The sequence below is a fragment of the Rhodanobacter sp. LX-99 genome (genome assembly GCF_018599185.1).
Lineage (GTDB): Bacteria > Pseudomonadota > Gammaproteobacteria > Xanthomonadales > Rhodanobacteraceae > Rhodanobacter.
On record NZ_JAHFVL010000004.1, the window covers coordinates 13,321 to 27,258 of the forward strand.

Here is a 13,938-nt window from a genome sequence, read left to right on the forward strand (position 1 = left end):
TGTCTACATGAGCGAAATCTCCACCTCTTCCCCCAAAGTCATCCCGATCACCGTCGTCAGCGGTGCGCCTGCGGGTGAAAAGCAGGTCGGCAACGACAAGATCGCGCTGAACCGCGCCGGTTTCGACACCGGCGTGCCGACCCTGCGCAAGCCGTCGTGGATCCGCGTGCGGCTGCCGCAGGGCAACGCCGTGCAGCAGCTGAAGGCGCGCCTGCGCGAGAATTCGCTGGTCACGGTGTGCGAGGAAGCGTCCTGCCCGAACATCCACGAATGCTTCAGCAAGGGCACCGCCACCTTCATGATCCTGGGCGAGGTGTGCACCCGCCGCTGTTCGTTCTGCGACGTGGCGCATGGCCGCCCGGTGGCGCCCGATCCGCTGGAGCCGGCACGGCTGGCCGAGACGATCCGCGACATGCGCCTGAAGTACGTGGTGATCACCTCGGTCGATCGCGACGACCTGCGCGACGGCGGCGCCGAACACTTCGCCGCCTGCATCCGCGCCACGCGCCACGCCAGCCCGAACATCCGCATCGAGATCCTCACCCCGGATTTCCGCGGCAAGGGCCGCATGGAACGCGCGCTGGACGTGCTGAAGGACTTCCCGCCGGACGTGTTCAACCACAACCTGGAAACCGTGCCGCACCTGTACCGCGAAGTGCGTCCGGGCGCCGACTACCAGTGGTCGCTGGACCTGCTCAAGCGCTTCAAGGCGCAGCACCCGCAGGTGCCGACCAAGTCCGGCATCATGCTGGGCCTGGGCGAAACGATGGAGCAGGTGCTCGAAACGATGCGCGATCTACGCGCCCATGACGTCGAGATGATCACCATCGGCCAGTACCTGCAGCCCACGCCGCACCATCACCCGGTGGTGCGCTACTGGACTCCCGAAGAATTCGACGCGTTGCGGGTGGCCGGCGAGGCGATGGGTTTCCACCACGTCGCCTCCGGTCCGCTGGTGCGTTCGTCCTACCACGCCGACCTGCAGGCCCATGCAGCCGGTGTCACCGAGTCAGCCTGAGAGTACTCATGAAATTCCGTCCCGCGCTGTTCCTGCTGCTAGCCCTCACCGCGACCTGCGCGTTCGCGCAGTCGGCGGCCGACCTCGGCGCAGGCAAGCCGCGCAAGGCAGCCACCTGGCCGCTCACCTCCACTCCCGAGGAGGCGCAGGCCGCGCAGTTGTCGGCACGCTTCCTGACCCGCTTCCACTACGACGCGCAGCCGCTCGACGACGCGATGTCGGCGCGCATCTACAACGCCTACTTCAAGCTGCTGGACAGCGAAAAGGTGTTCTTCACCCAGGCCGACATGGCGAAGTTCGCGCCGCTGAAGACCCAGCTCGACGACGCGATATGGAACCAGGACCTGTCCGCGCCGTTCGCGGTGTTCAACCTGTACGTGCAGCGCGCGGTCGAGCGCATGAGCTACGCGCGCAACCTGCTCAAGCAGGGCTTCGACTTTTCCAAGGACGAGAGCTACACGTTCGACCGCGAGCACGCCGACTGGCCGAAGGATCAGGCCGAGCTGGACGAGCTGTGGCGCAAGCGCACGATGAACGACTGGCTGCGCCTGAAGCTGGCCGGCAAGGACGATGCCGAGATCCGCAAGACGCTGGACAAGCGCTACGCGGGCTACATCGAGCGGGTCAGGCAGCTCGACGGCCAGGACGCGTTCCAGACCTTCATGACCGCCTACGCCGAGACTACCGACCCGCACACCGACTACCTCGGCCCGCGCGCGGCGGAGAACTTCGACATCGCGATGAAGCTGTCGCTGGAAGGCATCGGTGCGGTGCTGCAGCCGCGCGACGACTACACCCAGGTGCGCGAGCTGGTGCCGGCCGGCCCGGCCAACAAGTCCGGCAAGATCCAGGTCGGCGATCGCATCGTCGGCGTCGGCCAGGGCGACAACGGCCCGATCGTCGACGTGATCGGCTGGCGCCTGGACGACGTGGTCAACCTGATCCGCGGCAAGAAGGACACCACCGTGCGGCTGGAGATCATTCCCGCGGACGTCGGCGTGGACGGCAAGCACGAGATGGTCAGCCTGGTGCGCAAGAAGGTCAGCATCGAGGAGCAGGCGGCGAAGAAGAAGGTCGTCGAGATCAAGGACGGCGACGTCACCCGCAAGATCGGCGTGATCGAGCTGCCCACGTTCTATTCCGACTTCGGCGCACGCAGCGCCGGCGACAAGGACTTCAAGAGCGCCACCCGCGACGTCGCCCGGCTGCTCGGCGAACTGAAGCATGAGGGCGTGCAGGGCGTCGTGGTGGACCTGCGCAACAACGGCGGCGGTTCGCTGGCCGAGGCCAATTCGCTGACCGGCTTGTTCATCGACAAGGGCCCGGTGGTGCAGGTGCGCGACTCCAAGGGCCAGGTCGAGGAGCAGGGTGACGACGACCCGGGCATGGCCTGGAGCGGCCCGCTGGCGGTGCTGGTCAACCGCGGCACGGCGTCGGCGTCGGAGATCTTCTCCGCGGCGATCCAGGACTACCATCGCGGCCTGATCGTCGGCGAGCCGACCTTCGGCAAGGGCACCGTGCAGAACCTGGTCGACCTGGACCGCTTCTCGCAGAGCGACAGCGAGAAGCCGCAGCTGGGCGAGCTGAAGATGACCATCCAGGAATTCTTCCGCATCAACGGCGGCTCCACCCAGCTGAAGGGCGTGACGCCGGACATCGCGTTCCCGAAGAACGGCGACGACAAGGATTTCGGCGAGTCGACCTACGACAACGCGCTGAAGTGGACCCAGATCGCGCCGGCCGACTACCAGGTGGTGGCGAACCTCAACGCCTACCTGCCGCAGCTGCAGCAGAAGCACGCCGAGCGCGTGGCGCAGTCGCCGGCGTGGAAGCTGATGCTGGACGAGCTGGCGCAGTACCGCACGATGCGCGCGAAGACCGCGATCTCGCTGAACTTCGCCACGCGCGAGGTCGAGCGCAAGCAGCTGGAGGCGATCCAGGCCGATTTCCGCGCACGGCACAAGGCCATCGACGGCACCGACGCCTCGCTCGCCGACGAGGCCAGCAGCCTCGACGACGGCCTCAACGCGAACGAGCGCAGCCTGAAGAGCGAGCTCAAGCAGGAGAAGGACGCGAAGAAGGCGAAGGACGTGCAGCTCAACGAGACCGCGCACATCCTGTTCGACGCGATCGGCATGATCAAGGCCGACCCGAAGCTGGCCAGCGGGGTGCTGCCGTACGGCGGCAAGTTCAGCGGCAGCTACATGGCGTCACTCGGTGCACCGTCGAAATCAGCAATTTCGCCGGCACCCACAGCCACGCATTGATCGCATGGGGGCAGGGGAGAGGGCAGCGCTCCCGCGCTGCCCTTTTCCATGGAAGCTCCACCATCCCACCGCCACACAGCGGCGACGCGTTTCAGTTCGGCGGGGCAGGCAATTTGCAGGCCTGGTTGAAGTCGCCGATCGCCTCGATCAGGTCGGTCACGGCCAGACGTTCCGCTTCACTGAGGTCAGGGTGCCAGCTGTCGAGGATCAGCACTGCCCGCGTCTGCCCGCTGCGATTCCACGCCTCGTGCTCGTAGGTGTCATCGAAGGTGACGCAGCGTCCTTCCTGCCAGGCGTGCTCCTCGCCGCCCACGCGGATCGCGCAATCAGGCGGAACGATCAGCGGCAGATGGGTCACCAGACGCGTGTTGGTGACCCCGGTATGCGGAAGGATGTGCGTGCCTGGCGAGAGTATGGAGAACAGGGCTTCTGGTGCATGGTCGCGGATGCGCACCAGTGGCAGCGCGTCGAGCAGCGCTGCCGTGCGCGGACAGCGTGCCCGGTGCGCTTCGTGGGGCTGGCCGTGGCGGTGGAAAAAGTAGGCGTCCCACGCAGGTTCCCGCTCGCCGGATGAAGCCAACATCTCTTGCGTGGCATTCGGCGGCAGGTCACCCAGGAAGGATTCCAGCGCCGGCTGCCCGGTCAACACGGCATGCAGTTCGTCTCGCACTATGTCGGTCGCAGCTTCCAGTGATTCCAGCCAGGGGAAAAGACTGCGCGGGTAGTAGGGCTGGCTGGTGATATCGGGGAAATACAGGAATTTCGGCTTCTGCCGCGGATCGGGAATGTTCGCCGGCTGGTCAAGGAAGTAGATCGCCAGGCTGCGTTCCACGCGCACAAGTGCCGCGTCGCCATAGCGTTCACGCAGTGGTTGCAGCGCCGCGTGGAACAGACGCCGTCGGTGGATGTTGACGTAATTCACAGCGTGCTTCACCGCGTCGCGCAAGCGCGGCGCGGTGGTGGCATCACCTTCCCAGCGGCCCATTGCATGCGCGCTCTCGATCGCCATGAAATAGGCCTTCAACGCTTCGTGCGACTGCCCCAGTTGCTCCAGCGCGATGCCCAGCTGCAGGCGTGCGACGAACATGCCCGGCACCAGCGTCAGCCCGCGCCTGAAGCTGGCGGCGGCAGCGCCGAAATCGCCGGCGGTCATTTGCACCGAGCCCAGCTGTCCCCAACTGGTCGCATCGTCCGGGCTCAACCGCAGTGCGAGCTGCAGGTGCTCGGCGGCGGCCGTTTGATTGCCGCGCATGGATTGACATTCGGCGACGAAGCGCAACGCTTCGACGTCATGCGGGTCCAGTTCCAGGATCCTCAGGAAGGACTCCTCGGCGTCGTCGCGTTCGCCGTGTTGCGCCTGCCGGCGCGCCGTCGCGCGGCGGGTCTCCAGCGTAGCGTCATGCGGCTTGCTCATGAGTGGTCATTCATCCCGTATGGACAGGGCGGTGTGCTGGTTGAAGTATCGAGCGCCATGCCTCGATGATACGCGGCACCGTGTCACATGGAGCCAGTCATCATTCGGCGTAACCAAGTCGCTGCATCACCGGGCGCAACGTCGGCAGCACCGGTTCGAACAATTCGCGGTAGGCGTGCCAGCGGTTCACCGCCTTGTTGCTGATGTTCTGGGTCACCTGGGCGTAGCTCGGCGTGCTGATGTGGTGCTTGCCGCGTGCATGTACGGCGAACTGCGCCATCGGCGAGGTGTCCTCGATCTCGAGGAACCTGCCGAGCTCCGTCAGGCTCTCCGCGAAGCGGTCGACCACTGATTCATACCGCCATTCCAGCAGGTGTGGCTCGAATACTTCCAGGTGTTGCTGCCACTGCTCGAAAGCCTGCACGTAGCCATCGGCCAACCGTTGCAGTGACGAGCACATCACCATGAAGGCCGGCGAACGGAACGGCTGCATGTAGCAACTGAGGAGTACGTCGCACGGATGACGCAGGCACACGATGATGCGCGCATGCGGAAAGAGCCGCATGATCATCGGCAGACACAACATGTTGAGCGGATTCTTGTCCACCAGGCGATGCGCTGCCAGATCGGGTAGGACCTGTCCGACCCGACGGAAATAGAGCGCACGCAATTGCCCGACTTCTTCGCCAGTGAGCTTGCCCAGGTCGTCCGGGTAATGCTGGCCCGCCAGTTGCATGCCTTCGGTGAGCTCGTGGATGAAGGCGCGCTCGTCCATCGAACGAAAATCCGGATGGGCGTCGAGTATCTGTTCCAGCAGTGTGGTGCCAGAGCGCGGGAAGCCGACCACGAAGACCGGCTGGCGCGCGTCAGGCGGTGCTGGCAACGATTTCCAGGCCATGAACGCGGCACGGTCCACCCGTTGGTCGCTCATGGCCAGCGGACGGCTGCGCGGCTGCATCAGCTCGGGTACCACGTCCCGGGCGATCGCCAATTGCGCCGTATGCGCGACCTGCAGCGCCTGCCATGCCTCGGCGTGGCGACTGAGCCGGTCGTTGGCGGCGGCCAGCCCGAAGGCGGCCGCCGCGCGATGCTGGTCGTCCAGGTCGAGTGCCAGCACGCGCTGGTACAGCGCAGTTGCGGTTGCATGATCCGCGTCGCGCATGGCGAGCGTAGCGTGCGCACTCCAGACTTCGCCACAAGCTTCGTGCGCCTGCGGCGGCAGTTGCTCGATCCTGTCCAGCGGCAGTTGCTGCAACACGTGGCGCGCCCGCTCCAGCTGATTGCTTCGCTCGTACAGCGCCACCCGCTGTGCCGCGATGCGCAGCTGCATGACGCCGGCCTCGTCGTGGTCGGGCAGCAGCGCCCGGTCCAGGGCACGCAGTGCGGCGTCCAGCTCGCCCTGAGCGGACAGCATCGCAGCCAGGATCAGGGCCTGTTCGGCCGGTTGCCCCGGCCAATCCTTGGCGCCGGCCAGCATCGCCTGCTGCCCGTCGTTGTCGCCACAGACATGGCAGGCATGTGCGGCTTGCAGCCTCGCCTCGATGAAACCCGGAGAGAGGCGCACGGCATCCATCAACGATTGCCGTGCGGATACCCAGTGGCGTTGCTGGATCTGCAGCAGGCCGAGATTGAAGTGCACTTCGGCGTCGTCGGGCGCCAGCGCCTGGGCGATGCCCAAGGCCTGTTCGGCGGCAACCAGGTCGCCGTCTTGCCGACAGGCCAGCGCCAGGTTGTTCCAGTAAGCGGAAACCTGCGGCCGCATCTGCGTCAGCTGGCGAAACGTGGCTGCCGCCTGAGCGTAGCGGCCAGCGCTCTGGCGAGCCACGCCCAACCACAGCAGGGCTGCTTCGCTGGTCGGCGTGGCCTGCTCGCCGAGCGCGACAATACGCTCCATGTCGCCAGCCCGATAGGCGGCGATGATGGCGTCGGCGAGGCCGTTGGTGGACTCTGGCATGCCTGCTCGATCGAGTGTGCTAGTGGCCATTATGCAAGAGGGGCCGCGAAGTATCTCGCGGCCCCTCGGCTTTGCGGCTAAGTGGCGTGGTCGGTCGGTCAGAACTTCAGCGTGGCGCGGGCCCAGTAGTAGCGTCCCATCGCATCGTAGGTGGCGACGTCCACGTTGTAGTTGCCGCCGTTCTGGTAGACCAGCGGCGGCGCATGGTTGAACAGGTTGTCGACGCCGATGTCGAACGTGGTGTGGATCGAGGGCACGTGGTAACCCAGTTGGAGCGCGTGGTAGACCACCGATCCCATCGGCGCATTGGCCCCGGTCGCCACGTCGGCATGCAGGTTGACGACGTGGTTGATGTAGCGCGATTGCCACTGCGCGTTCCAGTTGCCCTTCTGCCAGTTGAGGGTGAACGTGCCGCGCCAGCGCGAGATGTTGCCGAATTGCGTCGTGTAGGTACCGGCGTAGTCGGTCGTTTCAGCGCCCAGGCTCGGAGCAGGGTTGTTCCTGTAGGTGGACGTGTACGACGAGGCGAGGCCTGCCTTGAAGTCGCCGGGGTTGATGCTGCCGAGGTCAAAGTGCGGGATCTTGTAGTTCAGCGTGAAGTCGATGCCGCTGGTACTCAGGTTGCCCAGGTTGACGACCGGCGTGTCGATCACTCGTACGTTGCCCGGCTGCTTGGTGGTGTTGTCGAGACGGTGGATGAACGAGCAAAACGGGCTGGTGCCGTCGGCGAAGCACGCATTGAGCACGGTCTGTGCCTCGGCCGGCGTCAGCAGGTCTTTCAGGTAGATGTGCCAGAAGTCGACGCTGGTGGACGCGCCGTCCAGCCAGCTCGGGTCGTAGACGAAGCCGATGTTGATCGACTTGCCCTGTTCCGGCTTGAGCTTTGCACCCACGGTATTGGCACCCGAGTAGTAGGTGTTGACCTGGAGAGGACTGTTGCCGGGCCAGTTGACTGGAACGTATTGGCAGGCCACGGGGTGCTGCGCGAGGTCGGCGGCCGAGAGGTGTGCGCAGGGATCGGTGGGGCTGGGCTGGACCAGAGTGATGCCGTCGTGGAGTTCATCCAGGTTTGGCGCGCGGAACACCTCGGACACGGTGCCACGCACCAGCAGGTCGGCGATCGGCCGCCACTCGATGGCGATCTTCTTGTTGGTGGTGGTGCCGGTGGTGCTGTAGTTGGATGTACGGATGCCGAGGTCGAGGTTCAACGAATACGCCCATGGCTGCTCCGAGAGCAGCGGTATCAGCGATTCGGCATAGAGTTCCTTGACGTTGTCGCTGCCACGACCGGGCGAGCCGCAGGCCTCCTGCAGCACTTCGCAGCGACCGGTGTTCAGATCGAGCACGGCGTTCGGGGTCACCGTGTAGTTCATGGTGCGCTGGCGGTACAGGGCACCGGCGGCCAGTTGCACGGCGCCGGCGGGCAGCTCCCACAATTCACCATTGGCGTCGAACTGGACCTGCTTGGTGGAGTTGGTGAAGACGTACACCGGCGCATCCACGCCGGACCTGAGCGCGGCGGTCTGGTTGGCCTGGTCGAAAATGTTGACGCCGCTGTTGATCGCGGCCTGGAACGCCGCGATGTTGACTTCGTTGTAGTCGCGCTGCAGGCGGTTGGCGTGGGCATAGTTGACGGTGGTGGCCCAGTTCCAGCTGCTGTTGCCGAAGGCGCCGCGCAGGCCGGTGTTCACCTGCACGTTATTGGTGTCATAGGTGTGCAGGCGGGTACCGAGGCCGCTCAGGCGGACATTGAAGCCGTAACCGCCGTCGGGGTCGGTGGGATTGCTGGGATCGGTGCCGAAGGTGATGCCGAACGGGTTGATCGGATTGTTCTTGGACACATACCAACCGTCGTTGCTGAGGCCGGCCGCCGTCGGCGCCGGCGCGTCCTGGCCGCTCGATTGGGTATGGTTGAAGAAGCCTTCGAAGAAGAACTCCAGGTCGTCCGTCAGCTTGTAGCTGCCGAGCGCGAAGGCATCGGTGCGCTGCTGCGCGGTCTGAATGTAGTTGTAGGCGTTGTAGTTGAAGGAATCCTGCCCCCTGACCGTGCAGCGGTAGTCAGCCTGGCTCGAGCCGCTGCCTTGCGCCAGTGTGATGAAGGCTCTGCCATTCGCGTCGAGTGGGCAGCCATATTGGCTGGCGATCGATTGAGGTACCTGGATCTTGCCGGTGGGAATCGTGCTGGAGCCGGCAGGCGAGGCTACGCCGCTGGACAGGTACAGCTGGTGCGCGGAGTACTTGCGCTTGGTGGCGAGCACGGCGTCGTACTTGTTGAAGCTGACGCCGCCGACGAGGTTGTAACGGTCGCCGTTGAGGCCGCCGGTCAGGGTGAAGCCGCGGCGCTGGCCGTCGCCATGGCCGGAGATGCCCTCGTTGATACTGAGCTCGGCGCCGTGGTAATCCTTGCGCAGGATGAAGTTGACGACGCCGCCGATGGCGTCGGAGCCATACACGGTGGAGGCGCCTTCAGCCAGCACGTCGACCCGCTCGATCATGCTCTGCGGGATCATGTTGACGTCAGGATTGGCCATGCGCTGGCCGTCGATCAGGACCAGGGTGCGGTCGATGCCCAAGCCGCGCAGGGAAATGCGCGATGAACCGTCGCCACCGCCGAGCAGCGGGCTGGCGACACCGCCGCCGTTGCTGTTGTTCTGCGGGTTGGTGGCCTTGCCGGAAATGCTGGGGAGCTGCTGCAGCACGTTGCCCATGGTGAGGTTGCCGGCGTTGGTGAGCGTGGCGCGATCCAGCGTCACCACCGGGCTGGCCGTCTCGGCGTCCACACGCCGGATCAGCGAGCCGGTCACGACAACCGCCTGCAGGGTCTTGGCCTTGCTCTTGGACGGTGGGGTGGCCTGATCCGACGATGGCGGGTTATCCGCCTGCGGTGCCTGCGCTTGGGCCACACCCGCCGCCGTGAAAATTCCCGCAGTCAAGGCCAGGCGCACCGCCAGTGACAAGTGATTCATGCCGTATTTCATTTGGTCTCCCCAGTAGATGTTGGTATTCGTTCCCAGCCTTCGAGCGTGTCGAGTCCCCTCCCCGGGGTGCACGCCGAGCCACGCGACGGTGATCGCCTGCGGTGCCCAGCCGGCAAAAGACTACTCCCAGAAACGGTCCCGCGCACAACTGCTGCGGCCGCTGGCACGCAAGCCTCAGGAGACCGTCGACCGTTGATCAACCGCCACGCGACCCGAAAGGCTCCTGGGACCGGGGTTGCGCTGGGGTCTCGCCGGACCGGTTGAAGTCGCCGATGGCCGCGACCAGGTCGGTTACCGCCGCCTGTTCCGCTTCGCTGAGATCGGGATTCCAGCTGTCCAGGATCAGGACCACGCGGGTCTGGTCGCTGTGGTTCCACGCTTCGTGCTCGAACGTATCGTCGAAGGTGATACAACGGCCTTCCTCCCACACGTGGGTTTCGCCGCCCACGCGCAAGGCGCAGTCCGGCGGCGCGATCAGCGGAAGGTGGGTGACCAGGCGGGTATTGGTGACGCCGCGGTGCGGCAGGATGTGCGTGCCCGGGCGAAGCACGGAGTACAGCGTTTCCGGCGCGTGGTCGCGAATCCGGACCAGCGGCATCGAGTCCACAGCGCGCTGGTGCGCGGGCAGCGCGCGCACTGCATGTCGTGGCGCACGCCGTGCCGGTAGAAGAAAAAGGCATCCCAGGCCGCCTCTTGCATGCCTGACGAACCCAGCAACTGGGCGCCGCCACGGCCTCGCCGGAGTTGGTGCCCAGGAACGGCACCAGATCGTCCTGCGCGTGCGAGAGCACGGCGCGCAGCTCTTCGCGTACCACGTCGACGGCAGCCTCCAGCCGCGCATGCGCCAGCGCGTTCCATATAGCCCCGCAAGCTGGCGGGTGGCCAGGAACTGCAGCGCCTCGGCGTCATCGGGCAGGCTTTCCAGCAACTGCTGGAAAGCCTGCTCGGCCATCGCCATGTCGCCGCGCTGCCACGCGGCAAGTCGCGGGAGTGGCAGGTGGCGGCTTGTTCATCGGGAAGGTCCGCTGCTGGATGTTCCCGATGATTATAGGGACGCCAGCAGCGGCTGCCGGCCCGTGCCGTGGCGACTATTTCCGCGCGGACCGCGCTGTCCGCTGCTGCTTCATCCATTGCTGGTACGCCTCGACGTGCGGCATCTCGCGCAGCACCTTCGAGCGCGGGTCGACGATCAGCAGGCTGCCGGCCGGCACGTGCAGCTGGCCGCTGCCGTCGCGCATGGGCAAGGTGTGCACGGTGTCGCCCACCTGCACCTCGATCGGCATCGGGAACGGCTTGCCGTGTTCGGTCACCCAGCGCAGCTTCAGCGTGTCGCCGTCGCGCTGCTGGTCCAGCCGCGGCAGTGCGGCGTCGCGCAGGTACACGTCGAAGAACCAGTCGAGCTTGCGCCCGGTGACCTGGTCGACGATCGCCACGTAGTCGCCGGTGCTGGCGTAGCGCGGGCTGAAGTTCCCGGGCTTCGGGTCGGGGCGGCCGTAGACCAGACGGCGGATGCTGTCGAAAAAGTCCTTGTCGCCGATCAGCTGGCGCAAGGTATGCAGCATCAGCGCACCCTTGTTGTAGATGTCCTGTCCGGGGCCGGCCGTCTCGTCGTAGACCTGTTCTTCGGTCCTGCTGCTGCCGGACACGATCGGGTGGTGGTTGCGCAGCATCAGGCGCAGTCCGTGCAGCCAGCTGAAATAGTCCATGTCGCCGTTGAGGTACTGGCTGTAGAGCGGCTGCATGTAGGTGCCGAAACTCTCGTGCAGCCACATGTCGTCCCAGTCGGCGTTGGTGACCTGGTTGCCGAACCACTCGTGCGCGAATTCATGCTGCAGCAGGCTGTCGTAGCCGTAGCCGTTCTTGCGGTACTGGTTGCCGTAGGCGTTGATGGTCTGGTGTTCCATGCCCAGGTGCGGGGTCTCCACCACGCCCATCTTCTCGTCGCCGAAGGGATACGGGCCGATCTGCTGCTCGAAGAAATCCAGCATGCGCGGGAACCCGGCGAACAGCTCCTTCGCCTCTGCCTCGTGCCCGCGCAGGTACCAGAACTGCATCGGGATGGTGTTGCCGTAGCGGCTTTTGTAGTCCGCCTTGAGTTCGTCGAAGGGTCCGATGTTGATCGAGATCGCGTAGGTGTCCGGGTGCCTGGCGCGCCAGTGGTACGTGTGCCTGTCGCCCGCGTCGGCGATGCCCACCAGCACGCCGTTGCCGGGCGCGGCCAGCGTCTTCGGCACGGTGACGTAGGTGTCGACCAGGTCGGGTTCGCCCTGCGGCTGGTCGATGCACGGCCAGAACAAGTCGCAGCCCTCGCCCTCGACCGCGCTGGCGACCCATGGCTGGCCGTCCGCGGTGTGGCTCCACACGAAGCCGCCGTCCCACGGCGCCTTCTTCGCCACGTGCGGCTTGCCGCCGTAGCGGATGGTCACGCTCACCTTGCCGCCGGCGGCGAGCGGTGCGGGCAGCTGGATGCGCAGGCGGCCGTCCGGGTTGCTCCACGCACCGGTAGCGAGCGGCTGGCCGCCCAGCTCGACCGCGCTGACCGGCAGGTTGCGGTCCAGGTCCAGCAACAGCGTGTCGGTGGCGGACTTAGCGGTGAAGCTCAATGTCGCGCTGGCGTCGATGCTCTGCGTGGCCGGGTCGACCGTGAAATGCAGCTCGGCATGATCGAAGTGCACGCGCGCCTGTTCGGCCGGCATCACGCCGCCCGAATTCAGCGTCTGTGCGGTCAGTGCCGGCTGGATGGCGGCCGCGGTCTTGGCGACGGGTACGCTGGTGCAGGCGGCGAGGCCGAGCGCCACGCAAGCGGCAAGCAGGTGCGGGCGAAGAGGCATGGCGGGCTCCGGTCGGGGAATCCCGCAGGATGCAATCTTTCACCCCGGCGCGACAACGCCAGAAGTCATGCCGCCGGCTCAGCCGCCGTAGCGCTGCCGCAGGAAGGCGAACGTCGCGCGCAGCCCCATCGCCTCGCCGCCGCGCGGCCGGCCGGGGCGGTCGGCGTCGTTCCAGGCATAGGTGTCCAGGTGCAGCCACGGCGTGCCGTCCGGCACGAAGCGTTCCAGGTACAGCGCCGCAGTGATCGCGCCGGCATGGCGCGACGGGCCGGCGTTGGCGAAGTCGGCCAGGTACGAATCGAGCATCTTGCGGTACGGCCGCCACAACGGCAGTTGCCACAGCGGATCGTCGACCGCGCTGCCGGCGGCCAGCACGGCGGCGGCCGCGTCGTCGTCGTTGGCGAACAGCGCGGGCAGGTCCGGGCCCAGCGCCACGCGCGCGGCGCCGGTGAGGGTGGCGAAGTCGAGCATCAGGTCCGGCTGCTGCTCGGCGCCGTAGGCCAGCGCGTCGCACAGCACCAGGCGGCCCTCGGCGTCGGTGTTGTCGATCTCGACCGCGTGGCCGGCGCGGGTGACCACCACCTCGCCCGGGCGCAGCGCATTGCCGGCCACGGCGTTTTCCACCGCGGGGATCAGCAGGGTCAGCCGCACCGGCAGCTGCGCCTGCATCACCAGGCCGGCCAGCGCGATCGCGTGCGCCGCGCCGCCCATGTCCTTCTTCATCCAGCGCATGCCGTCGGACGGTTTCAGGTCGAGCCCGCCGGTGTCGAAGCACACGCCCTTGCCGACCAGGACAAGCCGGGGATGCTCGCGCCTGCCCCAGCTCAGTTCGATCAGCCGCGGCGCGCGGTGGCTGGCACGGCCGACTGCGTGGATGGTGGGAAAGTTCGCCTTGAGCAGCTCGTCGCCGACCCAGTCGCGCACCTTCGCCTTGTGCGTCTTGCCGAGCTGCCTGATCGCGTCGCCCAACTGCTCCGGGCCCATGTCCTCGGTCGGCGTGTTGACCAGGTCGCGCACCAGCGCGGTGGCTTCGACCAGCGGCGCCAATTGCTGCAGCTGCGCGGCCGGCACGGCGAGCCGGGCCGGCGCGCGCTTCGGCTGGCGGTAGCGGTTGAACTGGTAGGCGCCGAGCGCCCAGCCCAGCGCAGCCCGGGCCGGATCGCCCAGCACGCCTTCGTCGGCGAGGTGGTAGGTCGCCTCGGGCAGGCTGCACGGCAGCGCGGCCAGCGCCGCCAGCGGCTGGCGTGCGTCGACGCCGGCCAGCACGCGCACCAGCTTGCCCGCGGCATCGGGCAGCAGCGCGAACGTGCCGGCGGCCGCCTCGAAGCCGCTGTCGGCCAGCCAGCGTCGCTGCGCCGCGGTGAGCCGGCGACGGGTCGCGGCGTAATGCGCGGCGTCGGTGGTCTCGATGGCGATGCTGCGGCGGGTGCCGGGCTGGCGTTCGATCAGGGCGGACATGCGGGATCCTTCTGGCTT

At 66.6% G+C, this 13,938-nt stretch carries 8 protein-coding genes; 2 read left to right on the top strand and 6 right to left on the bottom strand.

Annotated features, from left to right (window positions below):
• Positions 1 to 7: 7 nt before the first annotated feature.
• Entirely contained in the window at positions 8 to 1,018 is a 1,011-nt protein-coding gene (lipA, locus tag KK131_RS16720) for a lipoyl synthase (RefSeq protein WP_214557902.1), read from the top strand.
• A gap of 8 nt (positions 1,019 to 1,026) precedes the next feature.
• Positions 1,027 to 3,285 (top strand): carboxy terminal-processing peptidase, encoded by a 2,259-nt coding sequence (locus KK131_RS16725; RefSeq protein WP_214557904.1) that lies wholly within the window; start codon positions 1,027 to 1,029, stop codon positions 3,283 to 3,285.
• A 91-nt stretch (positions 3,286 to 3,376) separates the two neighbouring features.
• Here the strand turns inward: KK131_RS16725 and KK131_RS16730 are convergent, their stop codons facing one another.
• The 6 genes from KK131_RS16730 to KK131_RS16755 form a co-directional block, all read right to left on the bottom strand.
• A complete protein-coding gene (locus KK131_RS16730; protein ID WP_214557905.1) occupies positions 3,377 to 4,699 on the bottom strand; it encodes an aspartyl/asparaginyl beta-hydroxylase domain-containing protein in 1,323 nt (440 codons plus the stop codon).
• 100 nt (positions 4,700 to 4,799) lie between these two features.
• Positions 4,800 to 6,653: a sulfotransferase gene (locus KK131_RS16735; RefSeq protein ID WP_214557907.1), complete on the bottom strand. Its 1,854-nt coding sequence runs from the start codon at positions 6,651 to 6,653 to the stop codon at positions 4,800 to 4,802.
• A gap of 98 nt (positions 6,654 to 6,751) precedes the next feature.
• The gene (locus KK131_RS16740; RefSeq protein WP_214557909.1) at positions 6,752 to 9,619 is read right to left on the bottom strand and encodes a TonB-dependent receptor; all 2,868 of its coding nucleotides are present in this window, start codon (positions 9,617 to 9,619) and stop codon (positions 6,752 to 6,754) included.
• A gap of 208 nt (positions 9,620 to 9,827) precedes the next feature.
• On the bottom strand, positions 9,828 to 10,589 hold the full coding sequence (locus KK131_RS16745; protein WP_345777297.1) for an aspartyl/asparaginyl beta-hydroxylase domain-containing protein: 762 nt from the start codon (positions 10,587 to 10,589) through the stop codon (positions 9,828 to 9,830).
• 130 nt (positions 10,590 to 10,719) lie between these two features.
• Positions 10,720 to 12,462 (bottom strand): M1 family metallopeptidase, encoded by a 1,743-nt coding sequence (locus KK131_RS16750; protein WP_214557911.1) that lies wholly within the window; start codon positions 12,460 to 12,462, stop codon positions 10,720 to 10,722.
• A 78-nt stretch (positions 12,463 to 12,540) separates the two neighbouring features.
• Positions 12,541 to 13,920 (bottom strand): leucyl aminopeptidase family protein, encoded by a 1,380-nt coding sequence (locus KK131_RS16755; RefSeq protein WP_214557916.1) that lies wholly within the window; start codon positions 13,918 to 13,920, stop codon positions 12,541 to 12,543.
• Positions 13,921 to 13,938: the final 18 nt, after the last annotated feature.